This window comes from Snodgrassella sp. ESL0324 (assembly GCF_013344955.1).
Lineage (GTDB): Bacteria > Pseudomonadota > Gammaproteobacteria > Burkholderiales > Neisseriaceae > Snodgrassella > Snodgrassella alvi.
This window is the reverse complement of sequence record NZ_JAAEDS010000003.1, coordinates 34,619-55,784: the sequence shown is the minus strand read 5'-3', so window position 1 is coordinate 55,784 and position 21,166 is coordinate 34,619. Positions and strand designations below refer to the sequence as shown.

Here is a 21,166-nt window from a genome sequence, read left to right as displayed (position 1 = left end):
GACAGCCTATTTATTCAAGCCAAGTTTTTCACGTTTGCGCATTGATTTGAGACGCTTTAAATTCGCACGACCGCTGTGAGATTTCAGATGCATTTTTCTGACAGCTTTTTTCTGCCCTGCGCTCAATATGACATGTCCTGATACCCGCTTTCTGATCTTCAGCTTTTTACCTTGTCTGACCACCCATTTTTTCTTGTAAACAGCATCCATAACTGCCTGCTGATTACCATTGGATTGTGCTGAATCTAAAACAGATTCTGTACTTCCATCATTCTCATCGAAAGCAAATTTCTCAATATCATCCAAACAGGCTTCTTTTCCTTCCGGCAAAGCATGAAGCAACAGTTCCTGTATATTGGCTGCGGCTTTTTCATCATCATCATTGATAAACGCTTCAAGCTCATCAGGATTGACACCAAATCTCAACATATATGTAGCTGCTGCTTCATAAGCAAGATCGATGTACTGTGCTTCTTCATCGCTTATTTCGCCATCTTCATTTTCATCACAGCCCTCAGCTAACAATGACAAAAAGCGGTCACAAAGCGTCTCACCTTCGTCCAGTTCGCTTTTATCAGTTTCAGCAAACTGATGAACGGCTGATGCGGCTTTCAGTTTTAGATCACTCATAGCGTAAGCTGAACGGCTGTCTGTTGAATCAAACACCACACCATCTGTGACCATTGTTTGCTGTACCGGTTCCGGTAATTTTTGATGAAAAATTTGAGTTATTTGGCGTATTTCTTCTGGTATTTGCATATTTTTTTCCTTAATCAGATGAGTACATATTGGTATTACCAACTACCTGACGTACCACACCTTCGATGCCAAGATTCATTACCCAATCCATGCGGTCATCCGGGTAACGTTCATTACGATATACACTGTAGGTATAGGCCACGCCGCCTAAGCTCTTACTTATAGTCAGCCAGCCGGAAGCCTCCGCCCAGTTCAGAACCTTTTCCAGTTCTTCTTTCTGTTTGCGGATCCGTTCTCCCATCGGTTTTTGTAAGTGCGATTTGCTATAGCGTCCAAAGTAATGCATTAACCAGAAAGTGATTTCGGCTGCACTGGTTAATTTACTGATACCCGTTTTTTGCGTACCGGAAAGGCTGTCTGCCCAAACGTAACCACTGGCGTTGTGATATTCCTCATAGATACAAGGATTAATCCGTGCTTCAGCCAGTGCTGCGATTTCAACCACATCAGGCTGATAAATCTGGGTAAAGTTAGTACCGGTAAGCATATAGTCACTACCTGCTATCGGCTGTTGCAGCGGCGGAAGTCCGAAGCCGTTCAGATTACCGTTACGCACACAGGAATAACCGACTTTCTGACCTACCGAAGATAACAGGACAACGCCGTTTTTATAGGTCGGATCCTGTCGTTTGATGGGTGTCCATGTCCAGTCTATATACATGGATTGCTGTTCATCCCATTCAAAATGAGATTTCCAGCGTATAGCGGCATCAGGTGATAAATTACCCGGAATATCGGCAAACATTTTGCGATTGTTGTATACCGCCGCTCTGAACAATGCATCAATCAAAGCCAGATTTGATGAATCTGTCATGATGTAATAATATTGCAGACTGGTTTTTTTGATCTGCTCGGCAGCCGCCTGAAAGTCTTCATTCGTGATATAGTTAGATCCTTCATAGAAAGGTTCTACACCTTCACCAATCATTTGACTGCTGAATGTGTCACTAGTTAGTACCTCTTTAGCCTGCTGATTAGCTTCAACCTTTAACCAGTCACCATAAAACCGTTCAGCAACATCACCCAGATAATATGATTGCCCGAAATCATCAACGGCATTGATATCTGTCGAACCGGTAATTTCATACAGTATATTGCCGGTGGCGATTTCGGTACCCTTGCTGTTGTATTTGCGTTCTCTGATTTTTAAGGTAACCTCAGTATCTGTTTTACCTCGTTGAAGCTGTACATAGACACCTTCATTAATACAGTCCGCAAGTTTAATGCTCAGGAACCAGTCATCATTTTCTTCAATTTCTTCCGGTGCATCTTCAAAGATAGAAATATTATCGTTTGGACCATGTCTGATAACGATATAGTTGTTTACTGCCTCACTGCTGACTAGCCGCATGACCACAGCGGCCGGTGCTCCAACGGTAAAAGCATCCACTACCTGAATATAGGTGCTGTTCAGCTCTGATTCACGCAACGATTGAGCATCACCCAGATAACGCTTTAATTTATCAGATGATACAAGCATAGGCTTATCAATGCGGCCGCGTGAGGCTTTCAAGACAGTAGCAAACGTCTGATCACCGGTCTGTTGTAACAACCGGTCTGTACGATCAACAGGTAAGTTGATTTGTACGCCCGGCTGCTGGCCGACAAGCGGTGTTGTCTGATAGATATTCTGTCCGCTCATGGCTTATCCTTTATGAACATCAACAATAATGCCGAGGGTTTTACCATCCCATCCGTTAACGGCATTGAATGTATCTGCATTATTGCGAATCTGAGTTAATGTATCCTTAGAAACAGAGGCTGATACATCCATTTCACCGGGGCGCATTTCTATATTAAGCTGTGGAATCACATAAGATGTCGGCGATATATTGCTGATAAAAACCTCTTTAATGGTTTTGGTTTTAGTACCTTTCTGCGGTACCACATCAGTGTTATCGGCTTCGTCCACTTCCGGTGGTACCGCATCAGTGTTATCGGCTCCGTCCACTTCCGGTGGTACCGCATCAGTGTTATCGGCTTCGTCCACTTCCGGTGGTACCGCATCAGTGTTATCGGCTCCGTCCACTTCCGGTGGTACCGCATCAGTGTTATCGGCTTCGTCCACTTCCGGTGGTACCGCATCAGTGTTATCAGCTTCGTCCACTTCCGGCGGTACCACATCAGTGTTATCGGCTTTGCTACCCTTTGTTTGCTCATCTACAGAGTTATTTACTTGCAGTAAAGTATCTTCATTGTCTGTACTTTTCGGGGGACGACCACGTTTCTTTGGCGCATCAGACGAAGTATTTGATGGATTTTTGGCCATTATTACCTCCCTTTATTCAATATCGGTTACGGTTATCAATGCTGCTGCTGAAGCCATATTTGCGAGAGGATTCATCGTGTCTGTGATAGCACCAAAATAGTATGCGCCCTGTTCACCCGCACTATTAATACTGAATGGTGTGATAATAGGGGCTACTGCTTGTCCAGTAAGATAAGGATTACCGGCAACCTGATCTGAGCAGCCAATGGCAAGCATCTGGAATGAATCCCTAACAGGACGATTTAATTTAGGTGAAGGTGTATAGAATACGTCGTATAAGCCAGCCCATTTACCTATCCGGTAAATACCCGGTCGTTTTCTTTCGCCGCTCTTAGTAAATATGCTCGGATCCATTGCCTCAAAATATTTAACGGCAGCCATACCTACATAAATTACGCCCAGACTGCTAAGTTGAGTACGCGCAACCATTTCGGTGTCAACCTGTGACAGGCTGTAAGAGAGGTCTTGAACAATGCTGGCAATATTGCGCTGGCTTAAACGATTTAACCAGTCAAGAGAAAATTGATGCTGATATGATTGGGCTACTTCATACATACAATCAATAGCCACCATATGGCGTTCGTTATAAGACTGAGTACGCAATGCGATTGTGGCTTGTGTGGAAGGATCAATATTCACCTCACTCTGCCATTGTGCTCTTGCTTCAGAGGTAACGTTATAATATCCGCTGAAATAATGAACACCGAAGTGTTTGTATTCAGCATGCGTAACAACTTTAGGCCGTTTATCCTTCATAGTGGCATGTTCATAATTAACATCTGCACTAACACGGATTCTTGTACCGGCAGGTAATGGCGGATTTACCGTTACATCTATTTTACCGGTATCAGTATTCTGGCAAAGTATAGATACATGATATGAGGTTGCATCACCAGGAAAACTAAAAGTAGCAGAACCAGTAAATGTGTTGCTGTTAGTACCGGAAGGTTGCACGATTACAGCAGGAAGCCCGTTAATATAAGCAGTAGCTGTATTACTCCGGATCGGACAGCCCTGAGTATCATTTTCGTGCAGGGTAATTAAAGCAGTATATTGTCCGTTATCACCTTGTGTAGCATCAGCAAAACGTTTGCCTTGCAAATAAGGTTTACCGGAATTCAGCCCGTCTAAACTATCGCCATAATTATAGCCACCAACGTTACTATCAGCCCGATGACTAACCTGAATAATGCGTCCTTCAAGTCCGCCATTATTAATACCTACAGGACATACACCAGAAAAAGGTATCTGCTCATTAAATGCAAGTAAAATTGCAGTCAAAGCCTGTCTTACTTGCAAGGCACCGCCGGATACATTAGACACTTCATCATATACACCAACCGATTTAAGGTGGGTATCTAAACCTAAAGCGCGGGCATAATTCGGATTAATCAGCGGCAGTGCTGAACGTATTGCACTATCTAAAACAGCATCTGGAACATCACGACCGAATTTCTGTTGGAATATTCCTATTTGTTTAACTGTTGAATCCAGAATCAGTTGCTGAGTATTAATGACACGATTGCCCGGTTCCTGAACTGTATCCGGTAACGAATGCAACAAATTCTGAAAAACCGGCGTCAAGGACTGGCTCACTGTATCTGAGGCACTGTCAAAAACACCACTCTTTTGTTTTTCCTGTTGTAATCCCCGGATAAACTCACCGGTTTCAGCCTGATCAGCTAAAGTCACATTATTCGGATTTAATGTTGAAGAACCATTGTTATTTATATCTGCATTTGCACCCATTTAAATCTCCATATTTAGGGTAAAGAATCGCAGTAACTATTTTCTGATGGTTCAATCACGCTTTTTCCGGCTGTTCCCTTTTTTTAAAAATCAGTTCGTCACTCAAGTTAGCACTTTGTTCTACCGGCTGTAATGTATACAGTTTGGTCTGTCCGTTAATTAAACTGAGTGTCGATGTAATGTCTACAACTTCATAGCTTAAGTTAATATTCGGCATCATCAGATAAATGCGGTCATATTTCTGAACCGTAAACTCACCTTCATTGCAAGGTTCAATCATGGCTGTATATATCTGTACGGAATACGTTGAGCCTTCACCTGCAATTTCTGCCATATCCAGATTATTAGTAAATTTCACATGACAGGAACCCTGACATGTCAGCTCATATTCTGATTCATCACCAATACCACCCAGTACACCAGCTCCGCCTATCGTCGGCTCATTTCCATCTCCACCTCCCAGTTCCTTCGGTTTTCTCAGTTCCTTGCGGTATACCGCTGCTTCAATAGATAAAGGGTGATGACTGGTTACTGTTTTGACGGCGTGATTAATAGAATCACTGATTATTTTCATATCAATCATGGTGCTAATTTTCTTTGCTAATCTGGTCTTTAATTAATTTGACGGCAGCTTGTAAATCCGGAGGTAAATCGGTACTACTGAGCAGACGGGCAATTGCACTGATTTGTTCCTGTTTTGACATTTCATCAACCCGTTTTTTTACCAGTTCTTCAGGACGCAAGTTTGTACCGCGTATACTGGCTTTTTTATTCGGGTTAAAAGCATCGGCAAGACGATCAGGAAGCTGGCTGTTGCGTGACTGGCGTACTTTGATATTGCGCCAGTCTTCTTTATCTATTTTTTCTGCAAATTCTCTGGCCTGTTTACGTCCAATTGTTCTGGCTCGTGAGTTAGGATTATTACGATAGGTATTCAGATAGTTCTGCATATCCCTGATCATCGACGGGGAGCGCATACACATACGTGCCACATATAAAACATGCTTACAAGCAAGTCCTGTTAGCTGCGGATTACGTATTTTTGGATAACCTGTTTCAGGCTTTCCGTAAGCAAAACCACCCAGCGTGGCCAGGTAACGGTACCAGTAACGATGCCGGCCGCAATCACAATCAAACCTTACCGGCCCTCTCAAAACATCTGCTGCAAGTTTTTGGGTAATACTTCCGCCGCCACTCAAAGCAGCCTGAAAATTCAGAAACTGTACACTTACCATATGGTGGGTATCAGTAGATCTGGCACTGGCGTTTACCCGGAAAGTAATAACACCATTACGATCTTTACGTGCGACAATAGCCGTATTAATCTCTTCCTGAAAACGTTTGATGTCTTCTTTACGACTACGGTCTATAACGGATTTAAAGGAAATACCTATTCCTATGCCGCTGCGTTTGAAATCCTGCTGGCGTAACTGCATTTGTTTTTTAAATGCACGCAAATCAGCAAAATCTAATTTTCTGGTATTAACACCACTATTCAGATTGATGTTCTTTAAAACTTCCTCAGCCTGAGTTGTACGGCGCAAATCTATATTACCCAGATTCAGAATATTCAATGCACCCGAACGTATCCCGTCTGCCCGTTTTTCTCTGTCACGAATAATTTTCAGAGATTCGGCAATGGTTGGAGGTCTGACCATCTCAATACAAACTCATGCCGTTATTCTGCTTACGTTTACCACTGGCAGCTTTAGTGATTGCGATTGCATTACTCAGTGGAATAAATCGCCTTGCACCGGTCTGAACGGGTAAATCAACATCAACTTTGCCCGTAATCGCGGCAGAAACGAACCAATCAGCACGATTACCGTATACAAACTGATTCGTCAGACTGGGATCCATAGTTTCTCTGGGCATAACATAGTGAGTAATACAAGGATCATATGGCTTTGTATTTCTGCTGGTTTCGGCGATATTACGGAAAGCGACACCAACTGCTATAGCATCAATAGGCATGGAACAAATAAAAAAAGGAATTAATAAGCACCCATAATAAAGGCGTTATATAGCCTTTAATCTAATGTTCCACACTTACAGAAAGTCAGAAATGAATGATGATGTTATAGATCTGTGCGCATCTATAGGTCACTATGCTGAAAAGCCGTTATCAATAACCTCTGCTATCACGACCGAAGAAAACGGCAGAGCACTTTTACTCTTTGACTGCGCTACCGAATATGATTTTGAGGGAAAGGATAAATTTATCCTGATTACTGATTCTACAATTTCAGAAGAATTCGATATGTTATTCAAACCGAACGAGTTCCATGAAGCACTGGAAGCCTATCACGAGCTGAAAGTAAGGGATCAGATTGATCTGGGCGAAGAATTAATGCGATTCGATATCAGTCAGAATATTCAGCCAAACGGTGTCACAGACAACGGTAAACTTCAATATGATATTGATGGTTTAAGTAACGGCAATATAGCTATTCTGGCTACCTGTCTTTATTTCATCAGATATATAAAAAATGCAGGAGTTCTGGAAGCGTGTACCAAATTTGCAGAAACCAGCAAGTCTCTGTACGAACCGGGCACGATTCTGTCATTTTGACAAACCACAGCTAAGTTAAGGGTTTTCTCCCTTTTTTCTGTCTGAAATAAAACCGCCCTTAAAGAGCGGTTTTTATATCTTATCTAGAATCTCTGCTGTATCAGTCTGCGCAGCTCATCATGGTTTTTCCTGTATATCACTATCATAAAGTGTCCAGATATTACCCAGCTCATCAATTTGAAAGCTATTGCTACCCTTCAAATAAGCTTCCTTATAAAACTCCCTGAACTGTTCTGCGGCAGCAATAACTGCTGCTTCACTGGCAAAATTACCATAAATGCCGGCTATCGGATCATTGATTAACTCTTTGCCTAGTTCGGCATGGTGATTATTCAATACCTTTTTCAGAGCCGGCCAGTAAACGCCATACTCCAGATACACCAATGGATTCTTGGCAATCCGCTTGATAATGACATCAGCGGCAAACTGTACAAAGTCGGAATTTCCGGTATTGGTTTTTAGCTCGTCGGCTAATCGGGCAGCTTCGGTATTTGCCTGTTCCTCGGTAATCATATACTGGTATTCCATCATCAGTTCCCCTCTTCAATATCAAGATTAAATTCTGAAATAAGTTCAGAATAATTTTCCTGTAAGTATTGCCACATTTTACGCTGGAATATCCAGACATTATTCGGTGCTTTGGTCGCTTTGTCTATGACTTCATTATCCCTTGCACGTCCTTGACCTGATTTATTACGCCAGCCGATTTCAGAACCGGCACGCTCGGCAATCATGCGGAAACTGTCTGCATTATCGTCCAGTGCCTTTTTAGCCTTCCAGGTATCTCCGGTCATATAAACATAATCTTCCGGCGAGCTGACCTTAAACCGTTTACGCGCCTCTTCAACAGCAGCTTTAATTGGCTGGTATTCCTGTTCCATTAATTTACCGGATCTGCCGATTGAAAAATCATCAAAGTTGGGAATGTCTTCAAATAAATTTCCCATTAATTCTCTGACCCAGCCGTTAGCAATTTCTGTGACCGTATCCATCGTTTCTGCTGCATTAATCTGGGCAATAATATGATCAGCCCGTGATTTATCAGGAGTGAAGATCAGATCTCTTGAAAATCCCAGTCCAGGTGAAAAATATTTCAGGCTGAAACCCATATCTTTAAACTTAAGATTAAATTTTTGCGCAGCATTTATAATTTTAACCACAAAATCTTCTGATTCAATTTTTATAAAATTATCCAGATTATCAGTTTCACATATACTTCCTTGATATTTTGCATATAATTTCTGCTGTTCTGCTACATTTTTCCATTTCTCGATACTGTCTGAAGCAGCAAAGTGATTTATATACTCAGGATTGAATACATAAGGGAAAACACCGGCAACATCCAGAAAATATTCTTGCGGATCTAACTCATGTGTTATTTTCATGTCGGGTAACATGGCCTCCAGCTCAGGAATATACTGAAAAGCATAATCCCAACTGTTACTAACCTTATTGTTATTCATAGCCAGACATTTTCTGTCATATTCGGCCAGATACTGCAAAGCTTCCTGATAGCCTTCGCCATTTTTTTCAATCATGGCGACTATATTTTCCGTATTATACGGAGTTGCAAAGAAATAATTTACCGGAGTGGGTTCGCTTGAAGCAGGCCTGTCTTTATCAAAATAGCGCAAAATCAAGGATTGATTCCGGTTTAAACACAGTAAGCGATAATAGACGTTACCATTACTATCAGTGAATTTAATCAGGCCGCCTACACCTATTCTGTTTTCCTTATAAGTGACATACTGTCCTTTTTTCACATCCTCAATAGTATCGTTTGTATAACTGCCCTCCAGACTAAGAGATTTATTCAACTCTTCCTGAGCTACATGCAGCATGCGGCGATTGGTTTCTAACTGATTCTTCCATTCACGCCGGATCTGTGAATCAACACCTTCACGCAACTTAAATTTATCACGATCAATATAGAAGAATTTGTCTGAATTAACAGAAGTTATAAAGTCATCATCACTCTCTGTATCGTAAGAATAGGCCTCAATAACCTCTTCAGATAACTGACGACGTTTATTCTGCAAATCGGTTAATTTATCCTCATAACGCTTAATTGTCGCGGCACTGGTTTTTTTTCTGCCTGCGTTTTCTATGGATCTTTTGACGTCCTGAATATCACGTTCGATACCAAATAATTCGTTGAGATATTCGCGGCCAAAGTCCTCCAGATTTTCGTTTTTCTTTAAAAAGATAGCTGTTTTCTGGCAGGTTTGCAGATTGACATTCTGACTGTAGCGCGTCTGAGCAATACGTTTGGCACGGGCAGCATCGTCAATACGTTCCTGAAATGTTGCCATGGCGGTTTTATCACCTACCATGCTGATCAGAATATCCTGCTGTTCACGGGTAAGGGATCCGGTTATGACTACCTGATCGCTTTTATCGTCTTTGAGTAAGGTATTAATCCAGTCGGATTTTTTATTGACCAGTCTGCGCCGGTAAGTATCAAAAGTACCGTCTGCATCGTAAAAATATACCGTTACCTTGCCGGTCAGGTTCCCTTGTCTCACTCCGCGACCGTTACGCTGGTGTAAACTGTCCGGTGTCCAGCCGATAGTTAGGTGATGTATGGCCTGACAACCTTTTTGCAGGTTAATACCGACTTCGGCTTTTTTATTGGCAATAATAATCTGATATTTATTGTCCTCATCACCAGCATTAAACCCTTCTTGCACATCCAAAATCTCATCTGGCTGTGAATTATACTGACCGGAGATAAAGGTTATTTTACCCGCCGGTATACCGCAATGTTTCACTAGCAGTCGTTTAATTTTGGTGTGGCTGGACAACATGTCACAGAAAATAATTTGTTTGACGGTCTTTTGTGAGCGGCGTAAACCATCAATTCCGCGCGGGTTGGCCATTTCAGTTTTAACATTATCGATTAACGCTGCCATTTTTGGCGGAATGCTCATATCCGCATTTAATGACAGCTTATCCATAATCGCCTCAAAAGCCATCTGAGTATTGAAGTCGTCGGAATCCAGAATAATCCGTTCACCATCATATACGGCAGTTACCTGTACGGTATATTCAGTTGCAATAATTTCTTTGTTTTCATCCCTGAGTATCGTTTCTTTCAGCACATTTTCAGGAGAAGTAAATTTTCCCAGCCGAGTACGCTTGTCTTTCAGTTTTTTATTATTGAATTGCGTGCAGACTTGTTCTGCGAGTGATTTATCGTCTGTATAGTAAAACGTCGCCCTTTTATCCAAATCAGGATCAACAATAAGATTATTCATTTTGTTAATCAGGTTAAAGGGAGCCGCCATCAGTTCTACCGGTTCCCCTGTTTCACTGCTGATCCGGTTAAAAATATCCAGATCTTCCGGATCGACAATTGCATCAATTTTGGTTTTTGATGCCAGTACCATTTCTTTGGCAACTGAATATGCCACTTTATATTCATGCAGGCGATTGCTGGTGTCATCTGATAGCTTAATTTCTGTTTGCTCTTCTTCTGCGGAGGGTAGGAAAAAATCACTGCCGACTGATTCCGCATCTTCAATTACAGCAATATCCTTAATCAGACTGCGTAATGCAGCCAGATTGCGTAAACCGGTAAAGGTACGGTAAGACTTCATATGACCGGTAATTGACATTTCCTGTTCTTCACTGAAATTACAAACTGTATCCATGAATGCATCTGAACCTGTTGCACCGAGCATAATACTGTTTATACGTTCCTCACCTTCGGTCAGTGTGGCCATGGAGAAGATTTCCAGTGGTGAGTTCGTTATTGGTGTTGCCGTCAATCCCAGAACACCAGTACCATTATTTTGCCGGCGTATGTACCATGCTTTGGCTTGTGCATCCAGTCCCATGCTCGAGGCTATAGGTGTACTGAGAAATTTACCGCCTTTAAAATCGACTATTTCTTTTGAGTTTTTAAAGGCGTGACATTCATCAATGACCAGTGAATCAATTCCTAAATCTTCCAGATAAGGTGCTGCCGTCGCATCTTTTTTACCGCGAATCACATCTGTAACTTTGGCCAGCTTGGATTTTTTCTTTTCTTCCGCCGCTGCACGTACTGCTCTGGCATAGGAATCATCTACATCACGCAGGTGATTTTCGTACTTATCGATAGTTTCATCTTTCAGCCGAATACGTAAGAATGCCTCATAGGTCATGAAAATCTTTTGGTGCCGGTTTTCCATAATCCGGTTCAGGTCTGCATCATAATCAGCCGGACGAACTACCGGATTTCCTTTTTTATCGACGCTCAGGCCGACAAACAGACAACCATCACTGCTACTGTATATCGGAGCTTTATAACCTGCCTCACCCTTGGATTTCTCACCTCTTACGGCTTCTTTGTACCAGTTAGAAAGTACGTTATTCGGGACAACAAACAGGGTTTTCTTTTTTAAGCCCAGATTATGGCTGTACTGGACAGCTAATAAAGCAGTGGCTGTTTTACCAAGTCCTACATCAAAACTGTTGATACCGCTGAAATTTCGCGCCATACGGCGTGCGAAGGCATTCTGATAACCGTGGAATTTCCATTCGGGACTAATTCCGTCAACCTGAAGCGGTGAACGGTCATCAATCTGGCTGAAATAAATGTTTTCCGGTTGATCGGCAATACTTTGCAACCGGGCCATAATCTGCGGATTAGCTTTAACCCATGTATTAAACTGAGTGTTATAACGCCGGATCATCTCATCCAGTTTATTTAACGCTTCCTCCTGGGTATACGGTTTCACATCCATACTGCCCAGTGTAACCGTACCATTTTTCAGATAGTCGCCGACACGGTTTTTCAGTTTATCTTCAAATGTAATGTAGTTCTTTCCGGACGTATCAATATCAACAAAATATTTTTTATTTTGCTGGTTTTGTTTTATTGATGACTGATCAGAGATAAACATCTGAACAAATTTCAATAATTCCTGCGGCTGTATCATGGGACTGCGCATGTCAAAAGCCATACGCTGTAAATCCATTTTATTTGAACGCTGATACGCGACATCTTTCATGTGCTGCAATTTATCTTTGATTGCCGCATCTGTGGTTTTAGCTATTTCCTCATCCAGTTTATGCAGTACCTTGGCCAGATTACCAACAAAGAAATCATCTGCGGATATAACGGATTGACCATCAGCAGCGATTATCCAGTCATCATCGTGTAACGGGTCGAATTTACCACCATCGGCAGTGACAATAGCACGAGCTTTTTCAATATCAATATTAAGGGTGCCGGTAATATATTTATTTTGTTCCAGCTTTTCTTTAGCAGCCAAATCAATTTTAATATCTTCAACTTTACCTAGCCAGTAATCAGAAAATCCTGCTTTACCACGGTAATGAATTCCAATGAATTTAACCGCAGCACGACTGTTCGCATCTATACTGGTGTCGGTTTTACAGCGGTAGTATTTGCGCATGGCTTTAGCCAGAACCGGATACAATGTAACCAGATCATCGCCATTATTTCCGCTATCTGCCTGTACCTGCTTACAGGCTAAACCGGTTGCAATTGCCGGGAATATGTCTGTAGCAGTAGTATTTTCATTCAGGGATTTAAATACATCTGCTGCCCATTCGGGTATATTCTGGCTCTGACAGGTTTCATTCAGATAATCTACCGCTCCTTTAAACTGTGCCCATGTCACACCAGTATTGACTGCTTCAAGCGGAGTGCTGATTTGTGTAACCAGTCGCATCAGCTCTGCTTTATCGTCACTAATAACCGTTGCTGCTGCATCTGCCACCCATGTACCATTTTGCAGCGTGAGAATCTCACCATTCAGGGCAAGGGTGTCTCCCTCACTATAGGTTATTTCCGGTGTTTCGGCGGCATTGAGCAAGTCCAGATTAATACGGCTGTCTGTGCCGAATTTATGTATTAATTTAACGATATTCTGAACACTGTCATCGTTAATGACACGATCTATATCTCTGAATTTGGCAGAGTTCTTTTTGACAAATTCACCCAGTACGAATCGTTTGCCTTCACCTTTAAAATACTGGCCGTCGACAAACTCGCTCCATAAGACATTCGTTTCACGCAATAAGTCGTTATTGATACCTTGTAGCTGATCAATAGCATCGAGCACAGAACGGCTGTGTTTTTTGAATACCACTATATCAACAATAGTGTCTGCATGTGCGCTGCCAAAAATCTTGTTAGGCAGCCGATACGCGCCTTTAAATTCGGCCAGTAACGATAAACGTGTTCGTAATTTCTGATCATTCCCGCTTTTACCGCTAACAACACGCGGGGGAACAACAAAACAGGCAAGGCCGTTTGGCTTGAGTTTGGTTAATGCACGGCGCATAAAATAGGATTCCAGACTGTCTTTCTGAAATAGGGAATCCTTGAACTGATTACCACCGCGATCACTATTTTTACCAAAAGGAACATTGGCAATAATGGCATCGTGCGTTTCATCCGGCGTACTGGCCGCATACTGTTCAAAGGGTGAAATAGTCACACTCTGACCAACACCACTATTGACCAGTTGGTTAATACCACCGGATATACCGTCCAGCTCTACTGCATCCATGACCGCATCAGGCGGACTGGTTGCAGCAAAAATACCGACACCGGCACACGGATCTAATACACGGCCGCCTTTGAAGCCCATTTCTTCCATCAGTGCCCACATAGCGTTAGCCACTGGCTTAGGTGTGTAATATTCATATGCACTGCCCTTTTTACCATCGGCAGAGGTCAAATTACCACCATTGCCAGTGTATTGAGCCAGTATGCTGCGATCCGCATCCGTTACCTGATCAGCACGGCGACTGCCTGATGTGAATTGTTTAAGCAGTGCTACTGCGGCATTATTGGCATCCTGCCGCTGTTTGCGTGTCTGGTTTTCTGTATACGAATAAAAAATACTGGTGTCTTTCTTTTCCTTTCGTGCCGGCGTTTCCGTCTGTTGTTGAGGACTGTTACGCATACCTAGGAGAGTACGTAATCTCTGTACTTCACGGATTAACCCTAGTTTTTTAAGCGGGCTGGTCTGCGCATTACGCTTCAAAATCGTATTTTTGAGTTGATTGAGAAGTCTGATTTTTTCTATGCTATTTAATGACATCTGGAACCTGTAAAACTAATTAAGCGGATAACTTATCGAGCGCATCTGTCTGCTCAGCATAAGCATTCATTGCGTCTTCAAGTAATTTCTCCATCTCTGCATTTCCTGAACCTTCATAAATTCGGGCAATTTGTTCTAATCTGGTATCAAAATCAGGTGCTGTTATGTCTTCGGTTCCGGCAATAATATTTTGCAAAAATTGCTTATCATCCTGAGATGCCGGTTCTGTGGCGGGTGCCGGCTCTGTGGCGGGTGCCGTATTTTCTGAATCTTTCGCCTGTTGTTGGATCTGTTTAAAGCGATTAATCTGATCTGTTAACTGCTTAAGAATTTCCCTTTTAGCGGCAATCCTTTCTTCTGTAACACGAAGATTTTCCTCACGCTTTGCCCGCTGTGCATTTGCCTCTGTAAAACGCTTGCTGTTTTTACTTGCCAGTTTCATGGTACGACGACCGATTTCATTAATATGCTGATCTTTGCCATTCTCTGGTGCGACCAGAATAGTGATATCTTTTTTATTGAGCATCCACCGCCATGCAATCAGATTGTCATCAGGTTTTAACTGATTCGGTGTTTTATCCGGATTGTGCAGAAAACAAGTAATAACCTGTCCGTCAGTAAGCTCAAACACCATAGCAACATTGGTAGTACCGTTTTTTTTGAATGGTTTTGAAATCTGTACACCTTCTGGTGCAACCTGTAATGAATCATCACCGCAACGATTAAAAACACGGCCGAATGTAACTGCGGTCTTTTCTAGTTTGACTTGAGGCACTACCAGTGCATCAAAAACGACCATCTCGCCCTTCTCGTTATAGATTATTTCTTCTATTACAGAATCAAATACAGGTGCTTCCAGTAATTGTTCATCCGCATCAGTATGCCGCATATCATATAAGGCTCTGGCTGCTGCAATATCGGGATCTTCCCAGTCGTATAAATTTTGTTCCATGGCATTCTCGCTATCAGTATCAAAAGGAAGTGATTCAATGGTGGCCGGCTTTTTCTTATCGCCGTATTTAAGCCACCAGCTCAACTGTGCTGCTGTACAGCAAACAATACTTAGCGGTATGAAACTGGTGCATTCTGTATAAACAGACGCAGCATCCTCTTCGGATAAAAAACCAAGCATGACTTTATGCTCATCAAAGCCGCCATCTTTGCTTCGCTGATTCAGGATATAAACCGTATTTGAATCAGGAAACTGCCCTATATAACAATCAACAGGCTCACCATCTGTGCCTTTGGTATCAGAAAACTCGCCATAGCTGGCATTAGCCATGTAAACAGGCATTACTCCGGGCTTAATGCGATAGCCGCCAATAGGAACTTCCACTTTTACCGGCATACCGTAATAACTGGTCAGTAAACCTTTTATGTCTGTGGTGTAATTCATACGGCCTCCGTCACATCGATATTGGCTAATATTGCCCTTTTCTCTGCTATTGCACGATCTAGCATTTCCTCTTCTTCAGCAAATAGAATCTCTTTACGTTTTTGTGTTGATTTCATTCCTTTCGGCAGTTCAATCTTTTTTCTGCTCTGTGCACGCTGAAACTTAGTTGAGTTCTGATCTACGATTTTGATAACTTCGATAATGGCCCGTTTAATATCGTCCTGTTCCTTAAGCGGTATCACCTTTTTATTAAGTTTCACCTGAAAAACGTCACCAGACTGTTTAACCCGTAGAACTACTTGCTGACTGTCATCGAATACCAGATATATCTGACGATAAGAGATACCGTTTTCTCGCTTTAAATTGCCCTCAACCCATGAGGAAGCAATATTGGCACCGGCTCGCTTGAAAGCAGTAAGCAGCTTTTTTGGTGCTGTTTTAGGGTTATCTGTTAGATCTTCCCATGTAAATAATGTGTTATTCATTAGTTTTAATCCTGATACAAATCCTGAACAAATTATTGCTTATACAACTGTGTGAATTTGCCGGTGTTCCCTTGCTTAGAGGACATAAAAACACGGTGTCTGAAATTTCTCAGACACCGTAAAATGAGGATTGAATAAATAGTAGGGATTAATCGGATACGGATTAGCTGTAGGTATTTTGTTAAGTCTGGGCGGCTGCCAGTTCTTTCTGTTCTCTCTGTTTTCTGAGCTGTTCACGTAAAGCCCGGCGTTTTTCCTGTTTATTACCAAATACGCCAGCTCTGTCACTGACGTTATAATGCACACGCTCGAGAAAAGCGAAGCTGAATGCGTCTATGATATCGGGTGATGAAATACCCTGTTCGCGCATCTTTTGCTTACTCATCATTTGAAATCGGGTTTGTTCTGTAAATGAATATGGTAAATGGGTGGCCTGATAAATCATGGTTTCTTTTATCTTGCCGTCTAAATCCGGTAATTTACACCGGCCATCTCTGATAGCATCTCGTAATCCGACCATAGCCTGTGCCCGCAGATTGATAAACCGGCTTTTATTTTCTTTTTTAAAGCACGGATTTCCCCAGCTTACCCGGTGCACATCCACACCCTCATCTTCCAGATCTTTGCACAACTGCAACCCGTTACCACCGGCATCAACCAAAACACGGGCGTTTGAAAGTTTCTGATACTCCTCAATGATTCTTCCTCTGAACTGGCGCATATCAATACTGTTGCTGTACACCAGCAAGGAGACAAACTCTACACGGCGGGCATTTTGACTGCTCTCATCTTCACCCTGACTGGTTCCGTTACCATTACCGATGACTTTAGCCAGCACACAGACGGAATAGTCACGATATTCGCCCATTGCAACGTCACATAGTAAAAACCAGCCATATTGTTCATCTTCCCCTATGATAGGTTTATTCTGTCTCAGTGCGCGATTTAGCATCCGGCGGTTGATAAGGGTTTTTTCCTCATCTTCGGCAAATTCACCCAGTACACGGATACGGTATTCTACCGAATCACGACCACCACACTCTTTTACCCGGTCCCTTATCCATTCCCATGATACATGCGGGGCATCTTCCGAATTAAAGCGCAGATTGACCCAGCCCTCATTAGGATTGTTTAAATAACTGAGTTCATGATGTGTCTGATAGAAAAAACCTACTGTTTTAGTTCCCTGACTGAGCAATAAGGTTTTATTACAGCCCTGTGTCTGCGTACCCATAATCACTCTGAAATGATTGTCTGAAACACCACTGGCTTCATCGACAATTATAAGCTGATTAAAGCGGTGCTTACCGGCAACGGCAACTGAATCAGAATTACCAAGCGCAATTTTATGAATAAACCATGTATCTTTATAGCCAGCGATATACCAGCTTTCCGCCTGGGCATTAATACGTTGCGTTAGCCAGTCCAGTGCAGGAATTGATTTCATGTGGGTTAAACGGTCTTTCATTTCTTTCCAGATACCATCTGCTACCTGCTGCAAAGCCGCTGCACCAACATAGATATTGGAACCTATTTCCTGCTTACCGTCATAAACAGCAACAGGAAAACAAGTAAGAAACCACAGACAAATACAGGCAACGGCCGCAGTTTTACCGGTACCGGTACCTGAAACTACGGATACTTTTGCACGCGGGTCTTCCATGGCTATGGCCAGATTCTGCTGATCCGGAGTTAAAGACAACCCGCATATATCAAAACAGAATCCGACCAGGTCATTCTGATAACGTTTCACGAACTCGTGATAAACCGGCAGATTGATTATTGAAACCTTACCACTCATGAACTGCTTATCTGCCCGCTATGGTTGTTATGATTGCCTGACAAGCATTTCCAATAGTTTTGGTTATAGAGTTTGCTGCACCGGTAATCACAGACAGTATGGCTTCAAAACGCTGCTGTTCGAGGCTTTTCTTATCGGCATTCTGCCATTCAGACGTTTGTGTCAACCCGATAACCTCAGTCACAGTTAGACTGAGCGTTTCCTGATAAGAGTTGTTTTTCAGTTCAAGACAACATTGTGCAAACATTTCACGCATCTCTTTGCCATAACTGACGCGCTCCTTCATTGAACAGGGCATTAAAGAGAAACCGGAAGGACGGCATGCCATCCTCACCTCCTTCTTTCTGACATTCCAGACAGAAGCCGGAATCGCATTCGCGTAAAGCAACAATATGGTCCAGATATTGAGTACCGGCATCAAATGCCTGCATCAGTTCTTCATAATGAGTTTCACTCATGGATAGAATCAGATTGGCATTGTCTGTTATATATTTATCTATACTGACACCAGCTATTTCCAGTGCCTGATTAAACGTAATATTCAGCGGCAATATCTGTGCTGCTGCTGTGGCAATACGCCATACTTCGGTCTTATTGGTGGTGTTTTTGATATAACCGCCTAGTACAACCCGTTCAATGGCTTCCATCCATTCACCAGTAAGAGGCAGCATCCATAACCTATCAGGTTCATCAGAATCAGCATCAAGAACAAATTCATATTTTAAAAACGGCTGTTCATGCGGTTCAGCCAGTAAACCTGGTGCTTTTACCGGATAATCTTTATCTGTTATCAGGTAATCTTCTATAGTTGCGCCGGAATCTTCATCTACCACAATATTCAGGTTAGTGAAGTTAACGTTATAGTAATAATGAATCATGGCTGCATAGCGTTCCTGTGCAGTCCATTCACTTACGGGCAGACTGGTGTCCGTAACAATACCCTCTAGTGCTCTGGTAATTCCTCTTTCATTGAACTCAACCGGAATATTGCATAAGTCAATAATGTCCCCGATACTCAATTCCCGAAATTTGGCATGAATTCTGGAGGTAACAAAATCAGTTATAAATTTCTTCATTAGAATTCTCCATATTTTGCACTTCTTGTGCGATCAGCATTCTGTGTTCCTGAGCTTTGCGGGCAGCCTGTATGCGGTTTTCTGCACCAAGTTTCGCCAGTTCTTCAAGTGCCTCTGGTGAAGCATCCACTTTGGTTTCAACACTGATATTGTTGCCGTATGTATTTCTGCCCAGACGGGATAATGTCCATTCAATTGATTTGATTATCAGTTGTGAACGTAAAACAGACTTCACGTTTTCATCCGGTATTAATTTACCGTCTGAAGTTTCTTTCATTACAATATCAGTACTTGAATCGCGTGCCACACGGATTCGTTCATCATGCATTTCATCCATGTGCGCTTGGCCGGCCGTGTTATATAATTCATACAATAAGCCTGATTTATCCTCTGCCATCCAGCGATAAAAGGTTGCTCTTGTCGGCATACCGGGCAGCCTTAGAACATCACTTAACGTTCTGAATTCACCTGTTTCCTCATCTACTTTCAGCCATTCATCCAGTATTGTTAAGAACAATTCAGGACTAAACCGCTGCTGTTTCTTACGTTCTTCTATTATTCTGGCAACCTCTTCCACTCCCTTTTCCAGTGAGTTCTTTTTAGTCGCTGCTGCTTTAGTTTTTGCAGATTGGGTACGTTTACCGGTTACCGGTGGTTTAGATTTTGCTTTATTCGTACGGGGTGGCTTTTTTACTTCCATTACTGTCTCGCAGTGCATTTATTACTGATGGCTCGCGCGCGCGCGTAATAGCGTGTCTCTTTTTTCAGTATTTCACTGTTCTGACACATTCAACTGACTGAACAGATCATCCTTAAGATACGGTTGCGCACGCTGTTCTTTAGCGGTTTGTATTTGCCGGGTAACTGTCTCTGTAGATTTTAAAGAAGCGGAAAGCTCATTTATTAAATGTTCCACTTTTGCACCGTTACGCAAATCTGGCCATTCTTCAGGATTCAGTTCAATCATTCGATTTATGGCATCCAATAACTGTCTGGATAGTTTGAGTGTCTGCTGCTGTGAGGAAATAATAAGGAGATAATTTTTCATTTCAGTATCCATAGCATCTGCAAGACAGGCTAGATACTGTTGGCTGGACTGGATAATGATTCGTTTGATATGAAAAGCGGCTCTGGTTTCTTCATCTTCACTGATAAAGCCAACGAGATAATCAAGGCTGACACCATATAATTCAGCCAGTTGAACTAACCAGTAAATCGGTATCGGTTTTTTTCCGTTTTCCCACTCACTGAAATGAGATTTATTGAGGCCCGGTACTTTGTCACAAACATCTCTTGAACTTAATCCGATTTGTTTTCGTATCAATAAAAGACGCTGACCGATCAGGTTGCTCATCGCATAAAGGCGTTCGCGTTTCTGATTTTTTGCTAATTGCTTATTCGGACTGCTGGTAGTTGCGAAAACTACTTCTTCAGCATTGTGGACATCACCTACAGGATACTGCTTCATACTCTACTCTCTTGAAAACTACCATAACGAAAACCAATTGCACCATTCAGTTATTCATTATTTGTTTGTAAATTTGAAAGTTATGCTCCTTTCGTAATAACCGGTTTAATCTCTACATCCACACCCGGTCTTTGTCCGGTAGTGCAATACTGTTTGATTACCCGTATATCTATAACCTGAACATCATCTTTATAGACAATGCCGTTCATGGCATCCAGAACTGCTTTTGTGATGTTGTCGCTATCCGGTTTTTTTACCGGGTACAGTTCACCTGACAAAGCCTTTTGTTTTTTTATTTTTGTCCAGCTCTCAGGTATAGGAAATCTGGCACAGATTGATACTGCAACAGCTTCATCGGTTATTTTCCATCCTTGGCTGTATGCAGCAAGAGACGCTACATCCCTGATCAGTTTTTCATACTTTCTTGTGTTTTCCGGTGTATAAGCATGGCCTGATCGGGTAATTCTCGGACGTGCTTTGCCATGAGGCGGTCCATCTATTACAAACTGCAAATTACTCACATTTCA

The 21,166-nt window shown here is 42.3% G+C and carries 18 protein-coding genes; 1 reads left to right on the top strand and 17 read right to left on the bottom strand.

Annotated elements, in window-relative coordinates; all coding sequences use genetic code 11:
• Positions 1 to 6: 6 nt before the first annotated feature.
• The 7 genes from GYY70_RS00745 to GYY70_RS00715 are packed head-to-tail and all read right to left on the bottom strand — an operon-like array spanning position 7 to position 6,751.
• Entirely contained in the window at positions 7 to 759 is a 753-nt protein-coding gene (locus GYY70_RS00745) for a hypothetical protein (protein ID WP_174830908.1), read from the bottom strand.
• A gap of 10 nt (positions 760 to 769) precedes the next feature.
• Complete coding sequence (locus GYY70_RS00740) at positions 770 to 2,401, bottom strand: hypothetical protein (protein WP_174830907.1); 1,632 nt, start codon at positions 2,399 to 2,401, stop codon at positions 770 to 772.
• 3 nt (positions 2,402 to 2,404) lie between these two features.
• Entirely contained in the window at positions 2,405 to 3,028 is a 624-nt protein-coding gene (locus tag GYY70_RS00735; protein ID WP_174830906.1) for a hypothetical protein, read from the bottom strand.
• Between the two features lie 12 nt (positions 3,029 to 3,040).
• Complete coding sequence (locus tag GYY70_RS00730; protein ID WP_174830905.1) at positions 3,041 to 4,777, bottom strand: hypothetical protein; 1,737 nt, start codon at positions 4,775 to 4,777, stop codon at positions 3,041 to 3,043.
• 55 nt (positions 4,778 to 4,832) lie between these two features.
• Positions 4,833 to 5,351, bottom strand: a complete 519-nt coding sequence (locus GYY70_RS00725) for a hypothetical protein (protein WP_174830904.1) — start codon at positions 5,349 to 5,351, stop codon at positions 4,833 to 4,835.
• Between the two features lie 13 nt (positions 5,352 to 5,364).
• Positions 5,365 to 6,435, bottom strand: a complete 1,071-nt coding sequence (locus tag GYY70_RS00720) for a hypothetical protein (protein ID WP_174830903.1) — start codon at positions 6,433 to 6,435, stop codon at positions 5,365 to 5,367.
• A 1-nt stretch (position 6,436) separates the two neighbouring features.
• Entirely contained in the window at positions 6,437 to 6,751 is a 315-nt protein-coding gene (locus GYY70_RS00715; protein ID WP_174830902.1) for a hypothetical protein, read from the bottom strand.
• A 91-nt stretch (positions 6,752 to 6,842) separates the two neighbouring features.
• Here GYY70_RS00715 and GYY70_RS00710 point away from each other — a divergent pair, with 91 nt between their 5' ends.
• A complete protein-coding gene (locus GYY70_RS00710; protein WP_174830901.1) occupies positions 6,843 to 7,349 on the top strand; it encodes a hypothetical protein in 507 nt (168 codons plus the stop codon).
• Between the two features lie 117 nt (positions 7,350 to 7,466).
• On the opposite strand, the gene GYY70_RS00705 is transcribed toward GYY70_RS00710, so the two are convergent.
• From GYY70_RS00705 to GYY70_RS00660, 10 genes are all read right to left on the bottom strand, one after another.
• Positions 7,467 to 7,880, bottom strand: a complete 414-nt coding sequence (locus GYY70_RS00705) for a hypothetical protein (protein ID WP_174830900.1) — start codon at positions 7,878 to 7,880, stop codon at positions 7,467 to 7,469.
• Positions 7,880 to 14,413, bottom strand: a complete 6,534-nt coding sequence (locus GYY70_RS00700; RefSeq protein ID WP_174830899.1) for a DEAD/DEAH box helicase family protein — start codon at positions 14,411 to 14,413, stop codon at positions 7,880 to 7,882. The genes GYY70_RS00705 and GYY70_RS00700 overlap by 1 nt, the downstream gene beginning before the upstream one ends.
• A 19-nt stretch (positions 14,414 to 14,432) precedes the next feature.
• Positions 14,433 to 15,809: a hypothetical protein gene (locus GYY70_RS00695; RefSeq protein ID WP_174830898.1), complete on the bottom strand. Its 1,377-nt coding sequence runs from the start codon at positions 15,807 to 15,809 to the stop codon at positions 14,433 to 14,435.
• Positions 15,806 to 16,294 carry a hypothetical protein gene (locus GYY70_RS00690; RefSeq protein WP_174830897.1) on the bottom strand — a complete coding sequence of 163 codons (489 nt, stop codon included), beginning with the start codon at positions 16,292 to 16,294 and terminating at the stop codon, positions 15,806 to 15,808. Before GYY70_RS00690 ends, GYY70_RS00695 begins: the two co-directional genes overlap by 4 nt.
• A 181-nt stretch (positions 16,295 to 16,475) precedes the next feature.
• Positions 16,476 to 18,095, bottom strand: a complete 1,620-nt coding sequence (locus tag GYY70_RS00685; protein WP_174830896.1) for a hypothetical protein — start codon at positions 18,093 to 18,095, stop codon at positions 16,476 to 16,478.
• Between the two features lie 7 nt (positions 18,096 to 18,102).
• A complete protein-coding gene (locus tag GYY70_RS00680) occupies positions 18,103 to 18,351 on the bottom strand; it encodes a hypothetical protein (protein WP_174830895.1) in 249 nt (82 codons plus the stop codon).
• Positions 18,344 to 19,171 (bottom strand): hypothetical protein, encoded by an 828-nt coding sequence (locus GYY70_RS00675; RefSeq protein WP_174830894.1) that lies wholly within the window; start codon positions 19,169 to 19,171, stop codon positions 18,344 to 18,346. The genes GYY70_RS00680 and GYY70_RS00675 overlap by 8 nt, the downstream gene beginning before the upstream one ends.
• Positions 19,152 to 19,871 (bottom strand): hypothetical protein, encoded by a 720-nt coding sequence (locus tag GYY70_RS00670; protein ID WP_174830893.1) that lies wholly within the window; start codon positions 19,869 to 19,871, stop codon positions 19,152 to 19,154. Before GYY70_RS00670 ends, GYY70_RS00675 begins: the two co-directional genes overlap by 20 nt.
• 72 nt (positions 19,872 to 19,943) lie before the next feature.
• Positions 19,944 to 20,639 (bottom strand): helix-turn-helix domain-containing protein, encoded by a 696-nt coding sequence (locus GYY70_RS00665; protein WP_174830892.1) that lies wholly within the window; start codon positions 20,637 to 20,639, stop codon positions 19,944 to 19,946.
• Positions 20,640 to 20,719: 80 nt separating this feature from the next.
• The gene (locus GYY70_RS00660; protein ID WP_174830891.1) at positions 20,720 to 21,160 is read right to left on the bottom strand and encodes a RusA family crossover junction endodeoxyribonuclease; all 441 of its coding nucleotides are present in this window, start codon (positions 21,158 to 21,160) and stop codon (positions 20,720 to 20,722) included.
• Positions 21,161 to 21,166: the final 6 nt, after the last annotated feature.